This is a genomic window from Mesorhizobium sp. CNPSo 4688, assembly GCF_057784295.1.
Genome location: NZ_JBWLUY010000002.1, coordinates 444766 through 467904, shown reverse-complemented (window position 1 = coordinate 467904; position 23139 = coordinate 444766). Strand labels below are relative to the sequence as shown.

General features: G+C 61.4%; 17 protein-coding genes. 13 read left to right on the top strand and 4 right to left on the bottom strand.

Features of this window, described 5'->3' with window-relative positions; genetic code table 11:
- Positions 1 to 41: 41 nt before the first annotated feature.
- Positions 42 to 1328, bottom strand: coding sequence for a M15 family metallopeptidase (locus AC04SH_RS05295; protein ID WP_488574197.1), 1287 nt, complete (start codon positions 1326 to 1328; stop codon positions 42 to 44).
- A 786-nt stretch (positions 1329 to 2114) separates the two neighbouring features.
- Here AC04SH_RS05295 and AC04SH_RS05290 point away from each other — a divergent pair.
- The 3 genes from AC04SH_RS05290 to AC04SH_RS05280 are packed head-to-tail and all read left to right on the top strand — an operon-like array spanning position 2115 to position 5723.
- Positions 2115 to 3329 carry a glycosyltransferase family protein gene (locus AC04SH_RS05290; RefSeq protein WP_477232399.1) on the top strand — a complete coding sequence of 405 codons (1215 nt, stop codon included), beginning with the start codon at positions 2115 to 2117 and terminating at the stop codon, positions 3327 to 3329.
- A gap of 1 nt (position 3330) precedes the next feature.
- Positions 3331 to 4575, top strand: coding sequence for a glycosyltransferase family 4 protein (locus AC04SH_RS05285; RefSeq protein WP_488574196.1), 1245 nt, complete (start codon positions 3331 to 3333; stop codon positions 4573 to 4575).
- Entirely contained in the window at positions 4572 to 5723 is a 1152-nt protein-coding gene (locus AC04SH_RS05280; RefSeq protein WP_488574195.1) for a glycosyltransferase family protein, read from the top strand. Before AC04SH_RS05285 ends, AC04SH_RS05280 begins: the two co-directional genes overlap by 4 nt.
- 37 nt (positions 5724 to 5760) lie before the next feature.
- On the opposite strand, the gene AC04SH_RS05275 is transcribed toward AC04SH_RS05280, so the two are convergent.
- Positions 5761 to 6432: a class I SAM-dependent methyltransferase gene (locus AC04SH_RS05275; RefSeq protein WP_488574194.1), complete on the bottom strand. Its 672-nt coding sequence runs from the start codon at positions 6430 to 6432 to the stop codon at positions 5761 to 5763.
- 277 nt (positions 6433 to 6709) lie between these two features.
- On the opposite strand from AC04SH_RS05275, the gene AC04SH_RS05270 reads away from it, so the two are divergent.
- The 3 genes from AC04SH_RS05270 to AC04SH_RS05260 are packed head-to-tail and all read left to right on the top strand — an operon-like array spanning position 6710 to position 10783.
- Positions 6710 to 9424, top strand: coding sequence for an ABC transporter transmembrane domain-containing protein (locus AC04SH_RS05270; protein ID WP_488574193.1), 2715 nt, complete (start codon positions 6710 to 6712; stop codon positions 9422 to 9424).
- A gap of 34 nt (positions 9425 to 9458) precedes the next feature.
- Positions 9459 to 9905, top strand: a complete 447-nt coding sequence (locus AC04SH_RS05265) for a cyclic nucleotide-binding domain-containing protein (RefSeq protein WP_488574192.1) — start codon at positions 9459 to 9461, stop codon at positions 9903 to 9905.
- A 23-nt stretch (positions 9906 to 9928) separates the two neighbouring features.
- Positions 9929 to 10783, top strand: coding sequence for an MBL fold metallo-hydrolase (locus tag AC04SH_RS05260; protein ID WP_488574191.1), 855 nt, complete (start codon positions 9929 to 9931; stop codon positions 10781 to 10783).
- Positions 10784 to 10867: 84 nt separating this feature from the next.
- Here AC04SH_RS05260 and AC04SH_RS05255 read toward each other — a convergent pair whose 3' ends face one another.
- Positions 10868 to 11629 (bottom strand): polysaccharide deacetylase family protein, encoded by a 762-nt coding sequence (locus AC04SH_RS05255; protein ID WP_488574190.1) that lies wholly within the window; start codon positions 11627 to 11629, stop codon positions 10868 to 10870.
- Positions 11626 to 12714, bottom strand: coding sequence for a glycosyltransferase family 4 protein (locus AC04SH_RS05250; protein ID WP_488574189.1), 1089 nt, complete (start codon positions 12712 to 12714; stop codon positions 11626 to 11628). Before AC04SH_RS05250 ends, AC04SH_RS05255 begins: the two co-directional genes overlap by 4 nt.
- Positions 12715 to 12800: 86 nt before the next feature.
- On the opposite strand from AC04SH_RS05250, the gene AC04SH_RS05245 reads away from it, so the two are divergent.
- The 7 genes from AC04SH_RS05245 to AC04SH_RS05215 all read left to right on the top strand — a co-directional run bounded on the left by AC04SH_RS05245 (position 12801) and on the right by AC04SH_RS05215 (position 23122).
- Entirely contained in the window at positions 12801 to 13967 is a 1167-nt protein-coding gene (locus AC04SH_RS05245; RefSeq protein ID WP_488574188.1) for a DUF3095 domain-containing protein, read from the top strand.
- A 112-nt stretch (positions 13968 to 14079) separates the two neighbouring features.
- Complete coding sequence (locus AC04SH_RS05240) at positions 14080 to 15423, top strand: nucleotide sugar dehydrogenase (protein WP_488574187.1); 1344 nt, start codon at positions 14080 to 14082, stop codon at positions 15421 to 15423.
- 234 nt (positions 15424 to 15657) lie between these two features.
- The gene (locus AC04SH_RS05235) at positions 15658 to 16998 is read left to right on the top strand and encodes an adenylate/guanylate cyclase domain-containing protein (protein ID WP_203280078.1); all 1341 of its coding nucleotides are present in this window, start codon (positions 15658 to 15660) and stop codon (positions 16996 to 16998) included.
- A 154-nt stretch (positions 16999 to 17152) separates the two neighbouring features.
- On the top strand, positions 17153 to 19048 hold the full coding sequence (locus AC04SH_RS05230; RefSeq protein ID WP_488574186.1) for an ABC transporter ATP-binding protein: 1896 nt from the start codon (positions 17153 to 17155) through the stop codon (positions 19046 to 19048).
- The gene (locus tag AC04SH_RS05225; RefSeq protein ID WP_488574185.1) at positions 19045 to 20943 is read left to right on the top strand and encodes an ABC transporter substrate-binding protein; all 1899 of its coding nucleotides are present in this window, start codon (positions 19045 to 19047) and stop codon (positions 20941 to 20943) included. Before AC04SH_RS05230 ends, AC04SH_RS05225 begins: the two co-directional genes overlap by 4 nt.
- Positions 20944 to 20945: 2 nt before the next feature.
- The gene (locus AC04SH_RS05220; RefSeq protein WP_477232412.1) at positions 20946 to 21944 is read left to right on the top strand and encodes an ABC transporter permease; all 999 of its coding nucleotides are present in this window, start codon (positions 20946 to 20948) and stop codon (positions 21942 to 21944) included.
- The gene (locus AC04SH_RS05215) at positions 21941 to 23122 is read left to right on the top strand and encodes an ABC transporter permease (RefSeq protein ID WP_488574184.1); all 1182 of its coding nucleotides are present in this window, start codon (positions 21941 to 21943) and stop codon (positions 23120 to 23122) included. Before AC04SH_RS05220 ends, AC04SH_RS05215 begins: the two co-directional genes overlap by 4 nt.
- The last annotated feature ends 17 nt before the right edge of the window (positions 23123 to 23139 follow it).

Genomic DNA, 23139 nt, shown 5'->3' with positions numbered 1-23139 from the left:
TAATGAGCGAAATATCGAGAAACCGCAGACGCTACGTACTGTCAGAACAGCTTCGGCTGATCGGCCTCCGCAAGCTCGAAATGCATGTAGTCCTTGGTTTTGGTGGCAGCGCCCAGCCAGCGCAGGCCGCCGCCGTCGCTGGCGGCCAACCCGGCTGCGGCTTGCGGAGCCAGATTGAAGAAGCCGAAGCGGGCAACTGACGCGTCGGTGCCGATGATCTTGGGTGAGCTGACCCTGGCCGCCCGGCGGGAGAGGTCGGCGGCATCGGCCAGCAGCTTCGCGGTCGACTTGGCCTTGGCCGGGGTGGCGCTGGCGCCCTGAAGCAGCGTGGCGAGATCGGTCTGCTTGGCCGGCACGGCGGTTGCCAGCGCATGGGCCGTGGCGAGCTTCGCCGCTGGCAGGGTCACGCCGGCCAGCCGTGTTATGGCGTTGCCCATGGCGGCCTTGAGGCCATCGGCATTGGCGAATGCGGCAACGACAGCGGCGTTGGCCTTCGACAGCACAATAGCCGCCGGCAGCAGCGTGTCATAAGGGCCGCCGGCGCGCAGCGTGGCGCTCTCGGCGCCGTAGAGGTCGACTCCGGTGAAGGCGGCGATGATGGCTAATGGCAGATTATCCTTGTTGACATTGGGGTTGATCGCCGGATCGACGTCCACCGCCCAGCCGAAGGAATGATTGCTGAGCCGCGCGGGCGAATTGACATTGGGCCTGATGTTGAACCCGCCGACGCTCTTGATCTTGGTCAGCGCGGCTGTGGCGCCCTTGGCCGTCAGCAGCGCCACCGTGTTCGCCAGCCGGGCTTTGAGCACGGGATGCACCGGCGACTTGAAGCTCGCCTTGGGGAAGCCGGCACCCGAGAGCTGGCTGTAATAGGCGTTGACGCGGTCGATCGCCTTGGCCGGATTGCTGGGCGCGCCGAACTGGGTATAGAGCCGGGTGCGAATATTCTGAAATCCGGAAAAGCCATCGCTGATGTTGTTTCTGACGAAGGCCGAAAGCTTGTTCCATTCCGCCAGTATGTCGGCAGCACTTGTGGACGAGGCGGCCTCGAGAGGGTTGATCCTGTCCAGGGTCGTCAGCAGCGCCAGCCTTAGCGTGGCGGCGAGTTCGCGCCGGCTGAGCGCCCGCGGTAATGCCGTCACGGCAGGTGCCTCGAAACCGGGAAACAATGTCGTCTGCAGATGGCCGTCATAGGACGTCAGTTGCTTTTCAAGCTGCGGCCACAGCCAGATCAGCGCCTCGCGGTCCGTGACCCGCGCCGTGATCGCCGCAACGATGGCTTCGACGCCTTCCCTGGTAAGCTGATCAGTATTGGCTTCAGCTGTCATGGCAAATCCCCGAAGATACGGCGCGAAACAGTCTGGAAGACCGCAGGATCGCGCACCCCCAGTGTTGCCGGCCAGCGCTTGAAAGAAGACGAATCCACTGCACCCCCCGGTCAAGCAGTCGCAAACATCTGATGCGATACTACCGCATCCCGGTTTTCTTTCAACGGCGAGCTGATGCTTTTGTCTCAGAACTACGACTTGCTCTCCGGACGCGTCAAAGTCACGAACAACTTCGGCTGTGGTTGCAACCTTGTGGCGATCCGCGTCACCGAAATCTGCGTCGACCGATTGGGCAGATCATGCGCGCCCTGCCGGTCTTGGCTCAGATGCGGCGGTGCTATCCGGAAACCCTTCCACGCGACAGGCTTGCTACCGGTCGAGGGTGATGGCAGGATAAAAGGCCGCAACGTGCGGTCTCTGGCGGTCGTTGCGTTTCAATGGATTATGAAGCATTTTTCCAAGGTGCGGGGTTCTCCTCACAATGTGCGGCGACCTCGTTTCCCGTGGTCGCCCTTAACTTCTCGCAATGTGCGCTCTGCCTGTCTCAGGCCGCAGGCATATAGTTCCACGGGGTCAAGCCTCATGAGAGAGATTTGTGCTCGGGTCGTATTTCGTCTTCGGAGACAAGTCATCGCGCTACAAACAGCGCCCCTTGGTATTCGTGCCCAGGGGAAGAATGCCGTTGTGTTCCCCCTCATGTCTCAAAACGGGTCGTTAGACCCGCGGATGATTTCGAAGCTTGCGGGGTTGCCCGCCGTCCGGCGAGAATTCTAAAAGACGTTCAACATGACACAGCACGCCAAAGACGCCCGAATTCTGATGTACAGCCACGACACGTTCGGGCTCGGCCACTTGCAGCGGTGCCGAACGATCGCGCATTCGCTGGTCGGGGACTTCCGCGGGCTTCAGGTGCTTATCATTTCGGGTGCGACCATCGCCGGCGCCTTCGACTACCGCGCCCGTGTCGACTTCGTGAAGATCCCCAGCGTCATCAAGCTGCGCAACGGCGAATACACTTCGCTGGAAAAGGATATCGATCTGCATGAGACGCTGAGGATGCGGCAGTCGATCATCCGCCACACCGCCGAGAGCTTCCGGCCGGATATCTTCATCGTCGACAAGGAACCGCTCGGTCTGCGCGGTGAGATCGAGGACACACTGTCCTACCTCAAGACGCGGGGCACCACGCTCGTGCTTGGCCTGCGCGAGGTGATGGACGCGCCGCATCTGCTCGAAGCGGAGTGGGCACGCAGGGATGTGATGCGCAAGATCGGCCTGTTCTACGACAAGGTCTGGGTCTATGGCCCGCCGGATTTCTACGATCCGTTGACCGGCCTGGATGTGCCGCCGGCTGTCAGGGCAAAAATGAGGTTTCTCGGTTTCCTGCAACGGAGCCTGCAGCGGAATGAATTGCCCGGCCACCGGCCCGAAGGCGACTATATCCTCGTTACCACCGGCGGCGGCGGTGACGGCGCTGAACTGATCCACGACGTCATCGATGCCTATCAGCAGGATCCGCAATTGCAGCATAGGGCGCTGATCGTGCTGGGGCCCTACATGCCGGCGCGCAAGCGCAACAAGCTGCTCAGGAAGGGGGCCAAGATCCCCTACGTCAAGATCATCGAGTTCGACAACCGCATGGAAGACCTGATTGCCGGTGCCAAGGCGGTGGTGGCCATGGGCGGCTACAACACCTATTGCGAGATACTGTCTTTCGACAAGCCGGCGCTGATCGTGCCGCGCGTCACGCCCCGCGAGGAACAGCTGATCCGCGCCCGGCGCGCAGCCGAACTCGGCCTCGTCGAGATGCTTTTGCCGGAAGAAGCCAAGGACTCCCAACGGTTTGCCGATGCGCTGAAGGTGCTGTCGGCCCGGCCCCGGCCATCGCAGAGCAATCCGCACCTGACGCTGGAAGGGCTGCCTCATATCTCTGAAATCGTCGCTGAACTGCTCGACCGACGGGCCGGCCATCACCTTTCGGTCATTGAAGGCATGAACTGAGTTGCAAAACCGCAAGATCGTCGTGGTTCTGAAGGGCTATCCGCGGCTGTCGGAGACCTTCATCGCGCAGGAACTGCTCGGTCTCGAGCGTGCGGGGTTCGACCTCATACTTTTCGCGCTCAGGCGGCCGACCGACGCAAAACGCCACCCCGTGCATGACGAGATCAAAGCGCCCGTCCATTATCTGCCGGAATATCTGCATAGGGAGCCGTTGCGCGTGCTTCGCTCGCTGTTTGCCGCCCTGCCGCGGCCGGGCTTCTGGCGCGCGCTCAAATCGCTGGCTGCGGATATCCCCCGCGACTTTACGCGCAATCGCGTGCGGCGCTTCGGGCAAGCGCTCGTGCTGGCGGCCGAATGGCCGCAAGACGCCGGTTGGCTGCATGCCCATTTCGTGCACACGCCGGCATCGGTGACGCGCTATGCCAGCCAGCTTCGTAGCCAGCCCTGGAGCTGCTCGGCCCATGCCAAGGACATCTGGACGTCGGCGGATTGGGATCTGGCCGGCAAGCTTTCCTCGGCGCGCTGGACGGTCACCTGCACGCAAACCGGCTTCGACCGCCTGAAAAAACTCGCAAACGGCAGCTCGTCCGTGCATCTGAGCTATCATGGGCTCGACCTCGATCGCTTCAGCAGTTTCGACGCGGCGCGAAAACAACATGACGGCTCGGCGCCGGACGAACCGGTCCTCATCTTGAGTGTCGGGCGCGCCGTTGCAAAGAAAGGTTACGACACGTTGCTGGAGGCTCTCGCCCTCTTGCCTGGTGATCTGGCGTGGCGGTTCGAGCATATCGGCGGCGGTGAGGAACTGGAACGGCTCAAGGCGCTGGCGCGAAAGCTCGGACTGGAGGGCCGCATCTCCTGGAAAGGTGCGATGGCGCAGAAGGAGGTTCTCGAGCACTATCGCAGCGCCGACATCTTTGCGCTCGCTTGCAGGATCACCGCGGATGGCGACCGGGACGGTCTGCCCAATGTTCTGGTGGAGGCGGCCAGCCAGCGACTTGCCTGCGTGTCGACCGATATTTCCGGCGTGCCGGAGCTTTTGTCGTCGGATGAAACCGGGCTGCTGGTCCCGACGGAAAACCCGGCAGCCCTGGCACAGGCGCTGGAGCGCCTGATCCGTGATCCCGTGCTGCGCGCCCGCCTCGGCGACGCCGCGGAGCGGCGCGTGCGCGGAAATTTCGATCATACGGCAAGCATTGGGCAGCTCAAGGACCTGTTCGAGCGGGAGTGGCGGGCCGCCGAATGAAGCGGCTGCGCGCTTTCTTCTATGTCCAGCATCTGCTCGGCATCGGCCATCTCGCCCGCGCCAGCCGCATCGCGGCGGCCCTGGCCGATGACGGGTTTGACGTCACCGTCGTGACCGGCGGAACGCCGGTCGCGGGGTTTCCGGGACCGGGTGTAAAATCTGTAACGCTGCCGCCTGTCACCTCCGGCGATGAAGGATTTTCCGGGCTTGTCGACCTGCAAGGCAAGCCCGTCGACGATGATTTCAAGACGCGGCGCTGCGAGATGCTGCTGCAGGCATTCCGCGATTGCAGGCCTGACATCGTCATTGTCGAGGCGTTTCCCTTTGGACGCCGGCAGATGCGTTTCGAACTCTTGCCGCTGATCGAGGCCATCGACGCGATGTCGCCCAGGCCGCTTTTGGCGACGTCGGTGCGCGACATTCTTCAGGAGCGCGTCAAGCCGGGCCGAAACGAGGAAACGGTCGATCTCGTCAACAGGCATTTCGACCTTGTCATGGTCCATGGCGATCCGGCTTTCGCAACCATCGACAAGACATTTCCACTGGCGGCAGCGATCAGGGCCGAGGTTGCCTACACAGGGCTCGTTGCCGCGTCTCCGGCACCCGCGGCCTCCGAGCGTTTCGACGTTCTGGTGTCGGTTGGTGGCGGGGCTGCCGGAAAGAGCCTTGTCCGATCCACCACCGCGGCGGCGCACAATACCGACAACGCCTGGAAGTGGTGTTTGATCACCGGCCCAAACCTGCCGAAGGACGAGTTTGACGCGATTTCACGCGATGCCACGCCGGGCCTGTCCATCTTCCGGTTCCGCGAGGATTTCGCCAGCCTGCTGACCGGTGCCCGGCTGTCGGTCTCGCAGGCGGGTTACAACACGGTCTGCGATGTCCTGCGCGCCGGTTGCCGCTCCCTGCTTGTACCGTTTGCGGCCGGCGGGGAAACCGAACAGACGGTTCGCGCCCTGATGCTCGAAGAACTCGGTCTGGCAACGGTGCTGGCGGAAAAGGACCTGACGGCTGAGGGTCTGGCGAAAGCGGTCGAGCAGGCGCTTGCGGGACCGACGCCGGCCGCGCATCGTCTCGATCTGGAAGGCGCGCGCCGCTCGGCGCAAATCCTGCGCGAGCGGTATCGGACCTGGTCCCCGAAATCCTGACGCGGGTCGCGTCCGGGTTCGATTCGCCCAACGCGCTTCAAACAGTTCCAATCAGCATGAAGCGCGTATATTTTTTTGTCGGCAGTTCGCCGGAGAACCTGATCTCCCGCAGCGCCGCCATGGCTTCGAAGGCTGCAAGTGACGCCACGCAGTTGATGTGCGTCGGCTCGCTGAAATAATCGTTCGATTGCAGCAGCACATTCGTGCCCCGCGGAAGCAGGGCAAGCCAGGCGGGCAGGTCGGCTATGTGTTCGCAGCTTGTATTGACCACCAGGTCAGGCTGCCCGGCCGCATAGTCGAGTGCGTACATATCGTCCGTCAGCGCCCGGAAGCGGTCGCCGGCTTCCCGGTTGAGGGTTCGGGCGACCGCCTCGACTTCGGGATCGATGTCGATGCTGTCGACCGCCGCGATGTCGAAACGGGCGTCGTTGAAAAGCATTGCCGGCAACACGCCGTACCATCCACCCAGAACCCATATGCGCCCGAACCGGCCGCCGCAGCTTTCGAACAGCCTGTCGAGCGCCCACATCTTGCAGGCGACCTGCTTGTGGTTGAAGGCGTTGGCGATATCGGCCTGCGGATGCTTGGCGATGACGCGCGCCAGCGCGGCCACGAGAGGGTGGTTGACGTAGGCTGCAATTCCGCGCGTGAGGTCCAGGGCTTGCTCGTGCCCGTCCATGCCGGCATTGCGTGGTTGCGTGACATCCATCATATTCGTCTTCTATGTTGGGATTTCGGGCGACACAACGCAATCTTGCCTCCCGCGAGGCTGTCCGACTTGCGGACGTGACTATGCCGCAAGTCGTTTTGCCATTGCCCGCTGCCGGAGGGAACCTATTGCATCTGTTCGGACCATTGGCGTCCATCGGCCGGCACGAGTCGCGCAGCGGCGGCCCCCTGCTGTTAGGCTACTCGCCAAAATCCCACGCAAGCCGCCAGCCGTTTGGCCGCCTGCATCCTTCCAACTGAGGGGTCCGCAGTCGCATATGGAACCCAGCCTAGCCCGCTATATCTGGAGGCACACCAGGAAGCAGCAGATCTGGATATTGGCGATCGTCTTGCTTTCGATGATCCCTTATTTCATGTCCTTCAACCTGCCGAAGCTGATCGTCAACGGCCCGATCCAGGGCAAGGGCTTCGAGCAACCCGGCGCGACCCTTCCCTTCATGAGGGTGCACTATGACCTGCCGTTCATTGGCGAGGTCCAGTTCTTTTCCGGTTTTCAACTCGACCGCACGGCGACGCTGCTTGCCCTCAGCATCGTGTTCCTCTTGCTGGTCGTCATCAACGGCCTGTTCAAACTCTACATCAATACCTACAAAGGCCGCCTCGGCGAACGCATGCTGCGGCGTATCCGCTTCGATCTGATCGATCGTGTGCTGCGTTTTCCGCCGATTTACTTCAAGCGGGTGAAATCCGCCGAAGTGGCGACCATGGTGAAGGACGAGGTGGAGCCGCTGGGCGGCTTCATCGGCGATGCCTTCCTGCAGCCGGTGCTGCTCGGCGGCCAGGCGCTGACAGCCATGCTGTTCATCATGGTCCAGAACGTCTGGCTCGGCATGATTGCGGTGGTGATCGTGGTGATCCAGATCGTGCTCATCCCGCGCATGCGGCGGCGGCTGCTCGTGCTCGGGCGCCAACGGCAATTGACCGCCCGCTCGCTTTCAGGCCGGGTTGGCGAAATCGTCGACGGCATCGGCGCGGTTCACGTCCACGACACGTCAAATTACGAGCGCGCCGACATAGCGGCCCGGCTCGGGCTCATCTTCAAGATCCGCTTCGATCTTTACCAATGGAAATTCATGGTAAAGTTCCTCAACAATTTTCTCGCGCAGCTCACGCCCTTTCTGTTCTACATGATCGGCGGCTATCTGGTCATCGCGGGGCGGCTGGACGTCGGCCAGCTCGTGGCCGTGATCGGTGCCTACAAGGACCTGCCCGGACCGATGAAGGAACTGATCGACTGGGATCAGGATCGGCAGGATGTCCAGGTCAAATATCAGCAGGTCGTTGAACAGTTCACCGTCGAGAATATCATTGCGCCGGAAATCGGAGCACTGACGATCGACGATCCCGGTCCGATGACAAAACCGCTGTCGGCGGTCGGTCTGTCCATAGCAGACGATGGCGGTGCAATGCTCCTCAACCGTATCTCCATGCAGGTCAAACCGGCTGAGACCGTGGCGCTGGTCAGCACCCCAACAGGTGGAGCGGAGGCGCTAGCAGAAGCCTTCGCGCGGCTGAACTGGCCGGAAAGCGGAAAGGTCGCTTCGGGCGCCGATGACCTGCTTGAACTCCCCGAAGCAGTGACCGGCCGGCGTATGTCCTACGCCTCGTCGGATGTTTTCCTGTTCCACGCAAGCCTGCGCGATAACCTGCTCTACGGGTTGAAGCATGCACCGCTGACATCGGTGACTTATGAGGGCGCCGCGGCAGACCAGCGGCGCTGGAACATCGACGAGGCGCGCCGGTCGGGCAATCCTGATCTCGATATCCGCAGCGACTGGATCGACTATGCTTCCGCCGGTGCTTCCGGCCCGCACGACCTCTTTGAATCGGTGCGCCGGGTGCTCGACGCGGTTCTTCTGTCGCGCGACATTCTGGATCTTGGCTTGCGCTCTTCGGCCGACCTCACGCGTCACACGAAGCTTGCCGGGCGGATCGTCGAACTGCGTGCAGCGCTGCGAACCCGGCTGGAACAGGAAGGGCTGCGCGAACTGGTGGTTCCTTTCGAGCCGGGCGCTTACAACACGGAAGCGACGATCGGTCAGAACCTGCTTTTCGGCGCTGCCGCCGGCCCCGAACTGGCCGACAAGGCCCTGGCGGCCAATCCCTATTTTGCTTCCGTGCTGAAGCAAGCCGGCCTCGACCGCACGCTCTACGAAATGGGCATGGAGATCGCCGAACAGGCGATCGAGCTGTTTGCCGACCTGCCGCCCGATCACCAGTTCTTCCAGCAGCTCGCCTTCATGAGCGCCGAGGAGATCCCCGCCTACGAGACCTTGCTGCAGCGGCTCAAGAACCGTCCCTACGAGGTGGTTTCGGAAGCCGACCGCGCCATGATCATCACCTTGAGCTTTGCCTATATCGAGCCCCGGCACCGCTTCGGCCTGCTGACCGAAGAGCTAATGAGCAAGATCGTCGCCGCACGTAGCCAGTTCTATGAAAACCTGCCGCCCGAGCTGCAGGGTGCGATCGAACGGTATGATCCTGCCAAATACATTGCCGCGGCCACCGTCATGGACAATGTCCTGTTCGGGCGCGTGGGCAACAACCATCCCGACGCGCCGGACCGCATACGCTCCATCGTCTATGAAATTCTTGACGAGCTGGGGCTTTATGCCGAGCTTCTGGATGTCGGCCTGGACTTCAACGTCGGCGCCGGCGGCAGGCGGCTGACCGGTGGGCAGCGACAGAAGCTCGACGTTGCCAGGGCTCTGCTCAAGCGTCCCGATTTTCTCATTCTCAACCGGCCGCTGTCGGCGCTCGACCAGCGCATTCAGGACAAGGTGCTGCGAAACGTGCTCGAGGAAGCCAGACGCGACGGCCATTCGCCGGCAATTGTGTGGGTCGTGACGAACCCGGCAATGGCGACAATGTTCGATCGCGTTATCGTCTTTGACTCGGGTCAATTGGTGGAAGACGGTACGCACGAGACACTTTTGGCAGAGAACGGTATCTTCAAGGAACTTCTGTCATAGTCTGGCAGACGCGAATTTAGGAAGGTTTGCGACAATGCTGCTCAAGGATGAAGTTGGAATGCTGCAACGCGTTCCCTTGTTCTCTGGCATTGAGCCGGCAAAGCTCAAGCTGCTCGCATTCACGTCGGATCGCGTGAACTACAGCGCCGGCCAGATCCTTTTCCGGCAGGGCGACGAGGCAGACGCCGCCTATGTCATCCTTTCAGGCACGGCGGATATTCTGGTCGATTCCGACAACGGGCCGATAAAAGTTGCCGAACTGCTGCCAAATTCGATCGTCGGCGAGATCGCCATATTGTGCAACAGTTCCCGCACTGCCACCGTCAGAGCGGCAAGTGATCTGGAGGCCCTGAGAATCCGCAAGGATCATTTCCTAAGGCTCATGAAGGAGTTCCCGGAAATGACCATCGAGATATTGCGGGTTCTTGCCGATCGGCTAAGCCATACGACTGCGGATCTGATCGACGCACGAAGCGCCTAGAGCTACGATGGGCGAAAGCTAGCATGGACGACGATTTTTTCCTGGTCCGATTTTGGGGCGTGCGCGGCAGCATTGCGGTATCCGGGCCAGAATTCGCTCGCTATGGCGGCAACACAATCTGCATTGAGATGCGATGCGGCCAGCATACGCTTCTGTTCGACGCGGGCTCTGGCCTGCGGCCTGCCGGCAGGGCGCTTCAGGCGTCGGATGTGACCGATTTCGACCTGTTTTTCACCCATTGCCATTACGATCACATCATCGGGCTGCCGGCTTTTGCGCCGATCTTTGACCCGAGCGTCAAGCTTACGCTTTGGTCCGGGCATCTTGCAGGACGCATGACGACCCGGCAGATGATCGATGAGTTCATGCGGCCACCGTGGTTTCCGGTGAAAATGGACGTCTGCAAGGCAAGGCTCGACTGCCGTGACTTTGTGTCAGGAGACGTGCTTCGGCCGCGCGAAGGGGTGGTGGTTCGGACTGGCAGCCTTACCCATCCGGGCGGCTGCATAGGCTACCGGGTCGAATGGGGCGGCCGCGTCGTGGCGGTGATCACGGACACCGAGCACGAGCCGGGCAAACTCGATCAGTCGGTGCTCGGCCTGATCGACGATGCCGACCTCGTCATTTACGATTGCACCTACACCGAGAAGGAAATGGAACGCCGCCGCGGCAACGGGCACTCGACATGGCAACAGGGCGTCAAGCTCTGTGAGGCGGCCGGTGCGCGGGGGCTCGCGCTGTTTCACCACGACCCGACACGCACCGACGAGCAACTGGACGAGATGGAGAAACTGGCCAAGGACAGGTTTGCCGGCGCTTTTGCCGCGCGGGATGGCCAGACGCTCCAATTCCCGGTCTCATTGCACAAAAAGCGTTGAGCTATTTTTCTCTCCTTGTTTGAGCATGATCTCTGGGCAAACGGAAACCGTTTGTCCGAGAAAACCGGATTCCACTTTTCGGGATCATGCTCTAGTGGCGCTGCGCCCGATCAATGTCCGGATCGGAAGCCATGTGCAGGCTTCAGTCCGAGCGGTGACTGCGAATAGCCGTTCAAGGAAAAGCCAGGCCGATTCATCATGGACGAGGTGGTGAGTGAGCAGGCCGACCGGTTCGCCGCCATCGAATGCATGCTGCAATTGCGCGATGATGGCCTGAACCAACAGGCCATGGTCGCGGCAGCCGCGCGTGCCATGCCAATCCATGATGTCGACATTGCTGTTGATGACGGCCAGGGGAGCCGGCTTCGGCGGCCCATAGACCGACAATGCCGCAAATCCTATGGATCCAAGGTCGGATACCAGGCCGGCGTCGATCCTGTTCCAGGGTGGCACCAGCATCGGAACGGCACGTGCGCCGTGCAGGCCGGTGATGTGCGACAGCCCGCGAGCCAGATCGTCGAGCACCGCCTCGCGTGGCCGATGCGGGCCGAGCTCCTGCTTTTTCTGGTCCGCGGGCGCATGATTTCGGTGCACCCAGCCATGGATGGCGACCGTGGCATGCGGCGCCTCGTCAAGCCGGACGACAAGCTTGCCGTCGGTCTCGGCCGGAATGACAGCCAGAGTGACCGGAACCGCGAATTCACCGGTGAGGTCGAGCAGCCGATCAAGCGCAGGCGTCGGATCCACGGTGTCATCGTCGCGCAGCCAGAACTCCGCCTTGCGGTCCGCCCGTTGCAGGCGCGCCAGCTCTTCCACCAAGGGCTGCCAGACCGGATCGGATGTCATGAGACCGGGATCTTCTTGAGAAGTTCGGCCAGACGCGCCGCTGCACCACTCAGCGAGCGCTCTTCGAGGACGAAACGCCTGGCTTCCGCAGCCATCATGGTTCTTTCGTCGTTATGGGCCAGAAGCCTTGCAATGGCGGAAGCGAACGCCGCCACATCGCCCGGCGGGGTGAGAAACCCGGTCTGGCCATCCCGCACGACCTCCGGCACGCCGGCAATGTCCTGAGCCACCACCGGCAAGCCGGCGGCCTGCGCTTCAAGATAGGCAACGCCATAGGCCTCGCCGTAACCCGGCCAGACGTAAATTCCCTTGGTGTAAAGGACATCCGGCACGGCGGCCGGCTCGATCGCGCCAAGCCATTCGATACGGTCGGCGGGCAAGCCGGCGAATTGCGCCTGGACCTCGTCACGGGCAGGCCCGTCGCCGACGACCGACATGGTCCAGGGCAGGTGGCCGATCGAGCCGAGCGCTTGCGCCAGCATGCGATAGCTGTCGACTTTGTCGCCCGGGCGCATCATGGCAACGGTGACGAGGCGCGTCGGACAACCCCGGGCCGGCGTTTCCCGGAATGCCGATGTGTCGATGAAAGGCGAAAGCATGCCGAGAGCGGCGTTGGGAATCACATCCGCCAGTCCCTGCCGATCCCTTTGCGTGAAGCAGATGTTCAGCGCCGCCTGTTCGATGGCTCGCGCCACCAGCGCCTGGCTATCGGCCCACAAGCCGGCGTTGCGCCGCCTGGAATAGGAGGCTTCCGCCGTCACATAGGGGACAGCAAAGGCCGACGCCAGCTCTGGCCCGATCAGGTCGGGCGCCTTGTAGTAGGGATGATAGCAGAACCAGAGATCGGGCTTGCCGTCACGCTCCCATAGCCTTGTCAATCGCGTGGCTTCGTCCCGGGCCTCGATCTTGAGAGCATCGAAACTTTTCGGCTCCGGCTGGCGTAGATAGAAGCGCAACTCCGATGCCAGTTCGACGCTATGCCCGCCGTGCTGCAGCGCCCTGACCAGCATCCGTGCCATCTGGCGGTCGCCGGAGACAACGGGATCATTGGGCGACTTCAGCGGCGCGTAAAAGGCAATTCGCATTGCGCGATCCTATCATCGCAAAGCTGTGCCAAGTCAATTTCGACGCATGATCGACTTCACCTTCAAGCGCTGGAATATGCTATCTGATGCTCATGGAAACAGCTGTCGCGTCCGACCCGTTTGTCGCTTCTTTGCCGGTCTTCGCAAAGTTCGAAAGCGTTGCCGATATCGATAACTATCGGCCGCTCCCCGATGGCTGGGCGCTGGCCACCGCCGACATAGTCGGCTCGACCAAGGCGATCGGGGCCGGGCGCTATAAAACCGTCAATATGGCCGGCGCCAGCGTCATTTCGGCGCTGCTCAACGCGCTGGGTCGGCAAGATCTTCCCTATGTCTTCGGCGGCGACGGCGCACTCGTGGCGTTTCCCGGCTCGGCGCTGGAGATCGCCCGCAACGCGCTGGCTTCTGTCCAGAGATGGGTGGCGGACGAACTGGACCTGACCTTGCGTGCGGCTATCGTGCCGATAAAGGACATAAGAGCGCAAGGCCTCGACGTTCGCGTGGCGCGGTTCCAGGCCTCCGAAGCGGCGTTCTATGCCATGTTCGCCGGCGGTGGCGGCAGTTGGGCGGAAGCCGAGATGAAAGCGGGGCGCTACCGCATCGACCCCGCGCCGGCCGGCGCGCGGCCGGATCTGACCGGCCTCTCCTGCCGCTGGAACCCGATCGAAGCCCGGCACGGCGAAATTGTCTCGATCATAGCCATACCAGGGGCTTCGCGAGATTTGCGCGGTTTTCAGTTTCTGGCGTCCGACATCATCGCCCTTGCCGGCAGGCAGGAACGCGATGGCCACCCGGTGCCGGTAGACGGGCCGGCCTACAGTCTGCTGCCCGCCGGCCTCGATGTCGAGGCGCGGGCCACGGCGCCGCCAGGGCGGCGGTGGCTGGCGAAGCTGTGGGTGATATTCCTGATGACGCTTACCGCCGTCACCGACAGATTTGGCTGGACGATCGGCCGTTTCGATCCGAAGGTCTACAAACGCGAGGTGGCCAGCAATTCGGATTTCCGCAAGTTCGACGACGGCCTGAAGATGACCATCGACGTTAACGCGGATGTGTTGCAACGGATCGAGAGCCGGCTGAAACAGGCGGAGGAAGCGGGCATCTGCAGCTATGGCCTGCACCGCCAGAAATCGGCCTTGATGACATGCCTCGTCATCTCGCCGCTGCAGCCCGATCACGTTCATTTCATCGATGGCGCCGACGGCGGCTATGCGATGGCTGCCGCGAGCCTGAAGGCGAAGGCCCCGGCTTGATACGGCTTGCGGAAATCGGTTTTCCGCAATATGCCTCGGCCACGGTTCTCGGGACCAGGTGAGCCTCGCCATGGAGCGGATAGTCTGTCCGAATTGACGGGAAAGCAGATTTTTGGACGCCTCACGATCGACATATGACCGTCTTCTGAACCGAATTTCGACGCGTACCGCGCAAGTCGGCGTGATCGGACTGGGCTATGTCGGGTTGCCGCTGTCGGTTGCGATCGCACGCGCCGGCTTCCCGGTTTCCGGCTTCGACATCGAAGCAGGGAAAGTCGAGAGCCTGAACAGCGGCCAATCCTATATCGAGGCCGTAACGTCGACGGCCCTTGCCGGTCATGTGACGAGCGGACGGTTCCGCGCCACTGCGGATTTTGCCGAACTGGCCGTCTGCGATGTCATCATCATCTGCGTTCCGACACCGCTGACGAAACACCGTGAACCGGACCTCTCCTTTGTCAGGAACACGGCAGGCACCATCGCCAAGCATCTGCGCCTCGGCCAGCTGATCGTGCTGGAATCGACCACTTATCCCGGCACCACCGATGACGTGATCAAGCCCATACTGGAAGAAACCGGCTTGCATTCGAAGACGGACTTCTTCCTCGGCTTCTCGCCCGAACGCGAGGATCCCGGCAACCGCAGCTTTGAAGTCGCGACGATCCCCAAGGTCGTGGCAGGCGACGGCGTCGAAGCAGCGACGCTTGTGCAGGCTTTCTATCAAAGCGTGGTCAAGACCGTCGTTCCGGTTTCCAGCACGGCGACCGCCGAGGCGGTCAAGCTGACGGAAAACATCTTCCGCTCGGTCAACATAGCCCTCGTCAACGAGTTGAAGGTCGTGCTCGGCGCAATGGGTATCGACATCTGGGAGGTGATCGAGGCGGCAAAGAGCAAGCCCTTCGGCTACATGCCTTTCTATCCTGGCCCAGGCCTTGGCGGGCACTGCGTTCCGATCGATCCCTTCTACCTGACCTGGAAGGCGCGCGAATACGAACTGCCAACCCGCTTCATCGAGTTGGCGGCGGAGATCAACACGGCCATGCCGCGTCATGTGGTCGATGAACTGGCAAAGGCGCTGGACCAGCGCTGCGGCAAGGCGCTCAGCCGCTCGCGCATTCTCATCATCGGGCTCGCCTACAAGAAAAATGTGCCCGACATCCGCGAAAGCCCCTCATTGCGGCTCATTGAACTCATCGAGGAATGGGGCGGTAAGGCGGAATTCCACGATCCGCATGTTACCGAGATTCCAACCACACGCGAGCATATGGCGATCAAGGGGCGTCGCTCGGTCGAGCTGACCGAGGCGGCCTTGAAGGAGTTCGATGCGGTCGTCGTCGCAACCGACCACGACATGATCGACTATCAGGCGATCGCTGATCACGCACTTCTGATCGTCGACACACGCAATGTTTTTGGCCGTCTCGGGCTCGCCCGAGAGACGGTGGTGAAGGCCTGACGGCGGCTGAGCCGGCGAATTCTTTGCCCGATGTCAGGATTGGGATTGCACTCCGAGGGCAGCCTCGCCACATAATGTTTCGCGAAGTAAGCGCAGTTACGCCTGTTTCCTTCCTGCAAGGACAGTCATTCGGGAAATTCTTCGCCGGCTTTTGCCCCCGAAGCCGGTTTCATTGACTTAGAGGATTTGGCAGATCAAAGGAGATGGCTCGTCTTCGACGGGTTTCGGGATAGCATGAGCACAACGCAAGCAGAAATTTCCAGCATTCTCATGGATAAGGTTGCCGATTGGCTGACCCAATCGGCGCTGGCCGGCGACGACCTGGAAACCTTGGTAAAGGGCTTTTGTGAACGGCTGGCTGCTGCCGGCGTGCCGCTGAAGCGGGTGCATCTGAGCTTTTCGATGCTTCATCCGCTTTATGATGCGCTTGGCTTTACCTGGCTTCGCGGCCAGGGCCTGGAAGTGGAAGGCTTCCGCAGTGAGAACGGCGTTCATTCCGACAGATTCCTGACCAGCCCATACTACCATCTGCTCAGCAACAAGCTCGACCATCTGCGCCGCCGGCTCGACCCGTCGGTGCGGTCGGAGTTTCCTGTTTTCGATGACCTCAGGCTCATGGGCGTCACCGATTACATGGCTTTCGTCCATCCCTTCAACGGCGACACCAGTCAGGGCATGATGGGGTCCTGGTCCACGGACAGTGCTTCAGGCTTCAGCGACAGCATGATTTCGGCGCTGCTGCGCGTCCAGAACCATCTCGCTATCGCAGCCAAGATGGCTGTGCTCACCAAGCTCGCCGACAACATGATGACCACGTATCTCGGTGGCGACGCCGGCAGGCGTGTGCTGGACGGCCAGATCAAGCGCGGCGAGGGCGACACAATCCGGGCCGCACTGGTCATGGGCGATATGCGCGGGTCGACGAGGCTTGCCGAAACCTCCGGCCGCGAGCTCTATATCGATACGTTGAACCAGTTTTTCGATGCCATTGCTGCACCTTTCAATCGCAAAGGCGGGCAGATCATGAGTTTCCTGGGGGATGGCTTCATTGCCGTCTATCCCTGCGAAAGGCACCGCGCGCAGTCCGAGATCGCCTGCCAGGCCGCTCTTGCGGCAGCGCACAAGGCCAGCACGCGTATGATGGAGCTCAATCTGCGCAGAAAAGAGCAGGGGTTGGACGACATAAAATTTGGTATCGGCCTGCATGTCGGCAATGTGATGTTCGGCAATGTCGGGCTTACCGACCGGCTCACATTCTCCGTCTTCGGCTCGGCTGTAAACGAGGTCCAGCGCCTCCAGACCCTGACCAAGAAATATCCGCACAGCGTTCTCGCCAGCAAAGAGTTCGCGGGCTATTGCGGCGCCAACAGCTGGCTGACGCTCGGCAAGGAGGAGCTGGCCGGCATCAAGCAGAAGCTGACGGTGCTTTCACCCGACCTGTCGGGTGCTCTCGCACTCGATGAAGACGTTGCGCTGGAGCCGTTTCACGACCGGATATCGGACGCCGAGCAGGTCATGCTGCTTCATCGTGATGCCGCGCGGCTGTCGGCGGGCGACCGGAGGAAGCTCCAGTAACCGTCACGATCTGATCCGAACGCCTTGGGTCGGCAGTTCGGTCGCCGTCCACAGGCGAACTCGTTTCGAATCCAAGTTGCTCTAGGCTGACAATGCGCTAGTCTTGCTTCTGGGCAGGCCGGGAGAGCCGCCAGAGTGGGGGCTGGTGTTGGGCATGAGTGCAGGCGTTGATTTGCTGCGGATCGAGGATGTTGGCATCTCGTTTGCCATTGTCGGGGGACCGCTGCATGCCGTCAGGCGCGCAAATCTGCGCGTCCTGCCGGGCAAGGTTACCGCGCTTGTTGGCGAGTCCGGTTCCGGAAAATCGGTTCTCAGCCAGGCAGTGATGGGCATTTTGCCGAACACAGCCCATGTTCGCGGCCGTATCCTGTTTTCCGATCCCGAAAAGCCCGGCACGACGCAGGATATCCTGAAGATGCCGCGCGATGGACCAGAAATCCGGGCGTTGAGAGGCAGCCGCATCGGCAAGATCTTTCAGGAGCCGATGACATCCCTGTCGCCGCTACACACGATCGGCAATCAGGTCAGCGAATCTCTGCAGATTCATACGCCCATGGCTCGAGCGGAGCGCAAGGCGCGGACCGAGGAGATGCTCAGTCTTGTCGGGTTTCCCAATCCCAAGCGCGCCTATGACATGTATCCGTTTGAACTTTCGGGAGGATTGCGGCAACGCGCCATGATCGCCATGGCGCTTATCTGTCGGCCCGCTCTGTTGATCGCCGACGAGCCGACGACGGCGTTGGACGTCACCATCCAGGCGCAAATCCTGCAACTGCTGCGCGGGCTTCAGACCAAGCTGAACATGGCGATGCTGCTGATCACACACGACCTCGGCGTTGTCGCCAATGTCGCCGACGAGGTGGTGGTCATGTACCATGGCGAGATCATGGAAGCGGGACCTGTGGAGGCGATATTCCGCCGGCCAGGCCACCCTTACCTGAAGGGCCTGATGGCAGCCGTTCCGCATTTCGACCTGAAGCCCGGCGAGAGGCTAAAGGCGCTCCGCGAGGTGCCGGTGAATGTCGGCAACCTGCTGGGCAAACAGACAGCGCCGGACTCGAAAGGGCCGGACGACATCCTGCTGTCGGTCAGGGATCTGAAAAAGGTCTACACCACCCGCAAGTCCGCATGGTTCGGCGGGAGCCATCAAACCTCTGTTCGCGCCGTGGACGGCGTGAGCTTCGACATCAGGCGGGGTGAGTGCCTGGGTCTGGTCGGCGAAAGCGGCTGCGGCAAAACCACCGTCAGCAAGATCCTGATGCGGGCTGTCACCCCCAGCGGCGGCTCCGTGGTCTTCAACGGCCGCGAAGGACCGATCGACGTCCTGGACGCCGAGGGAGACGCGCTGCAGTTGCTGCGCGCGAAAATCCAGATGGTCTTCCAGGATCCGGTTTCGTCGCTCTCCCCTCGCATGACGGTGGAGAACATCTTGAGCGAGCCGTTGGAAATCCATCAACGTGGCAATGCCGCGTCCCGACTGGCCACGGTCAAGAGCCTGATGCAGGCAATCGGGCTCGATCCGCGCTTCATCCAGCGCTATCCCCACAGTTTCTCCGGCGGGCAGCGTCAGCGTATCGGCATCGCGCGCGCGTTGGCGCTGGGGCCTGAGCTCCTGATCTGCGACGAGCCGGTCTCGGCGCTCGATGTCTCTGTCCAGGCGCAGATCCTGAACCTTCTGAAGGACCTGCAGAAAGAACTGGGTCTGACCTACCTGTTCATATCCCACAATCTGGCGGTGGTGGACTACATGGCGGACCGCATCGCGGTGATGTGCGGCGGGCGTATCGTCGAGCTTGCGCCGCGCGAAATTCTGCTCAGGAAACCGATCCACCCCTATACGCGCTCACTGCTCGCCGCGGTCCCTTTCCCCGATCTCGACCGGCCGATGGATTTCAAGACGCTGAAGCTCGGCGGCGCTTCCGACACCAGCGCATGGGGACCGCAATTCCGCGATGAGGGCGGAGAGGATATGCTCTCGCCGCTCGATCTTGGCGGCGGCCATCTCGTGCTGGCCAGACGTTCCGCCGATGTCAGCGAGTTGCGCCATTGATCAGCCGTCGCACCCTCCTTGGCCTCATGGCTTCGGCATTCCTGCCGGGCACGTCGCGCGCTGGCGATCTGGAGCCGGATTTTCTTCAGCCGCAGCTGACGGCCAAGGCGCTGCCGGTACTCGCCGAGCGCTTGCCCAAGAGCCCGCGCGCGTTGAATCTCGCCGCCATGGGGCGGCAACCCGGCGAGTATGGCGGCACGCTGCGGACGATCATCGGCAGCCAGAAAGATATCCGGATGATGACGATCTACGGGTATTCTCGGCTAGTCGGCTATGACGAAAAGCTTAACTTGCAAGCTGACATCCTCGAAAGTTTCGACGTAGCGGATGATCGCATCTTCACCTTCAAGATACGCGAAGGACATAAATGGTCCGACGGCAGCCTGCTGACGCCGGAGGATTTTCGCTATTGCTGGGAAGATGTCTGGCTGAACGATGAGCTTTCGCAAGGCGGGCTCGCTCCGGCCCTGATGGCGGATGGCAAACCGCCACGCTTCGAGATCGTCGATCCGTTGACGGTGCGCTACAGTTGGGATGCGCCCAATCCCGACTTCCTGCCCAAGCTCGCTGCGGCTGCGCCGCTATCGCTTGTTCTGCCGGCCGCCTATCTCAAGCAGTTCCACAAGAAATACCAGGATCCATTCCGGCTCGCCGGCCTGATGAAGGAGAACCGGGCCAAGAAATGGACGCTCCTGCATATCCGAATGTCGCGGCAGTATCGCCCGGAGAACCCTGATCTGCCGACGCTCGATCCCTGGCAGAACCGGACCAAGCCGCCGGCCGAGCAGTTCATCTTCGAACGCAACCCGTTCTTCCATCGAATAGACGAGAATGGCCGGCAACTGCCCTATGTCGACCGGATCATCATGAATGTCAGCTCATCGGCGATCATCTCCGCCAAGACCGGCGCGGGCGAGAGCGACCTGCAAGGCTTGGGAATTGACTTCACGGATTACGCTTTCCTGAAGGACGCGGAGAAGCGCTACCCGGTTAAGATGCATCTGTGGAAACGCACTCAGGGTTCGCGGCTGGCGCTGCTGCCCAATCTGAACTGTGCCGACCAGGTGTGGCGTGGCCTTTTGCGTGACGTGCGCGTGCGCCGCGCCCTTTCGCTCGCTGTGGACAGGCGCGAGATCAATTTGGCCGTGTTCTACGGATTGGCGCAGGAGAGTGCAGATACGGTCCTTCCGGAGAGCCCGCTCTACCGGCCGGAATTCGCGAAAGCATGGGTCGCCCATGATCCCGACCAGGCCAATGCCCTGCTCGACGAGGCCGGGCTTCAGGCACGTGACGGTGATGGCCTGCGGATGCTTTCCGATGGACGTTCTGCGAAGATCATCGTGGAAACGGCCGGCGAAAGCACGCTGGAAACCGACGCGCTCGAACTCATCACCGATCACTGGCGCAAGATCGGCATCGCCTTGTTCATCCGGACTTCGCAGCGCGACATCTTCCGCAGCCGCGCGCTTGGCGGCCAGATCATGATGTCGATGTGGTCGGGCATCGACAATGGCGTGGCGACCGCCGACATGAACCCGTATCAGCTGGCTCCCACCATCGACGACCAGCTGCAATGGCCGCTCTGGGGGGCGCACTACCTATCTCATGGCAAGATGGGCGAGGCACCCGACCTTCCTGAAGTGGTCGAGCTGATGGCTTTGCTCGAACGCTGGAACGCATCGACCGCAACCACGGAGCGCGCCGAAATCTGGAATTCGATGCTGTCGATCTACACCGATCAGGTGTTTTCGATAGGCACCGTGAACGGAACGCATCAGCCGATTCTGGTGTCCTCGCGGCTGCGCAATATGCCTGACAAGGCGCTCTACGGCTACGACCCGACTGCCTATTTCGGTGTCTACATGCCGGATACATTCTGGCTTGGAGGCTCCTGAGCGTGCTTCGATATCTTGTCTGGCGCATCGCCGTGATGGTTCCAACGCTGCTGGTCATATCGGCACTGGTGTTCACGATCATCGAACTTCCGCCGGGCGACTATTTCGACAGCTATGTCGCCGAGCTTCGGGCCCAGGGCGAAGCGGTGGATTCCGATCGCATCGAGATGATGCGCAAGGAATATGGTTTCGACCAGCCGCCGGTCATTCGCTACTTCTACTGGGTCGGCGGGATGCTACACGGCGATTTCGGCTATTCCTTCGAATATGAACTGCCGGTTCGCGACGTCGTCGGGGACCGAATGTGGCTGACCGTGCTGGTTTCCTTCGTCACGATCATCTTCACCTGGCTCATTGCCTTTCCGATCGGCATGTACTCCGCCACGCATCAATACAGCTGGGGCGACTACGGCCTGACTTTCCTCGGCCTTCTCGGCCTTGCCATTCCGAATTTCATGCTGGCGCTGATCCTGATGTATTTCGCCAACATCTGGTTCGGCACGTCCATCGGCCATCTCATGGACCAGCAATATCTCGGCGAGCCGATGAGCTGGGCCAAGGCGAAGTCGATCCTCGCCCATCTCTGGATCCCGGTCCTGATCATCGGCACCGGGGGCACGGCAAGCATGATCCGGCGGCTGCGCGCCAATCTGCTCGATGAACTGCACAAGCAATATGTCGTGACCGCGCGCGCCAAAGGCCTTCATCCGTTCAAGACGCTGGTCAAATATCCGCTGCGCATGGCGCTCAATTTCTTCATTTCCGACATCGGCTCCATCCTGCCGGCCATCATCTCCGGCGCCGAAATCACGGCGATCGTGCTGTCATTGGAAACGACCGGGCCGATGCTGATCAAGGCGCTGCAAAGCCAGGATATGTATCTGGCAGGGTCGTTCCTGATGTTTCTCGCCTTCCTGACGGTCATCGGCGTGCTGATTTCCGACCTGGCGCTGGCGATGCTTGATCCACGAATTCGTTTGCAGGGCGGCAGCACCAAATGAACACGCAATCGCCGCTGCCCGCTCCGGGCGCTCCACTGCAACACTACGTTTCCATCGAGCCCTTTGACCTGCAGTCGGTCGAGGCGATGACGCCGGAGCAGTCGAAGGTCTTCCAGGCGTCGCAGCTGCGGCTGATGTGGTGGAAATTCCGCAAGCACCGGCTTGCCCTTGTATCCGGCATCTTCCTGGCGGTGCTGTATTCCGGGATACTGATCTGCGAGTTCCTGGCGCCCTACAATCTGCACACGCGCAACATGGACTATATCTATTCGCCACCGCAGCAGGTGCACCTGTTCCACAACGGCGAGTTCATCGGGCCGTTCGTCTATGGCCGCCAGATGATGCTGGACATGGACACGCTCAAGCGGAACTACATTGACAAACAGGATGATGTTCAGCGGCTCCGTTTCTTCTGCAAGGGCGACAGTTACCAGTTCTGGGGCCTGATCGAAGGTGACAGGCATTTTGTCTGCCCGGCCGAAAACGGCCAGCTCTTTCTGGCCGGCACTGACAGGCTCGGGCGCGATGTGCTCTCGCGCATGATCTATGGCGCACGCATTTCTCTGACAATCGGCCTCGTCGGCATCAGTTTCAGCTTCCTGCTCGGAATCGTCATCGGAGGGCTGGCCGGCTACCACGGGGGTATCTTCGATCTGATCGTTCAACGGATAATCGAAGTTCTGCAATCGATCCCCAGCATTCCCCTATGGCTGGCTCTGGCGGCGATCATGCCGATAACCTGGAGTCCGATCCTGATCTATTTCGGCATCACCGTCATCCTCGGGTTGCTCGACTGGACCGGACTGGCGCGGGCCGTGCGTTCAAAGCTTCTGGCCTTGCGCGAGGAGGATTACGTTCTGGCCGCGCAATTGATGGGCGCCGGGAGCAGCCGCATCATCCGGCGGCATCTCATTCCCGGTTTCATGTCGCATCTGATCGCGACGGCGACGCTCTCGATACCCGGCATGATCCTGGGCGAGACGGCGCTGAGCTTCCTCGGGCTCGGCCTGCGGGCGCCGATAACCAGCTGGGGCATCCTGCTCACCGAGGCGCGCAGCGTCAGCGTGATCGCGTTCTATCCATGGCTGCTTTTGCCGATGCTCCCCGTCGTTCTCGTCATCATGGCGTTCAACTTCCTCGGCGACGGCTTGCGGGACGCCGCAGACCCCTACAAGTGACACCGCAGTTGCGCGGC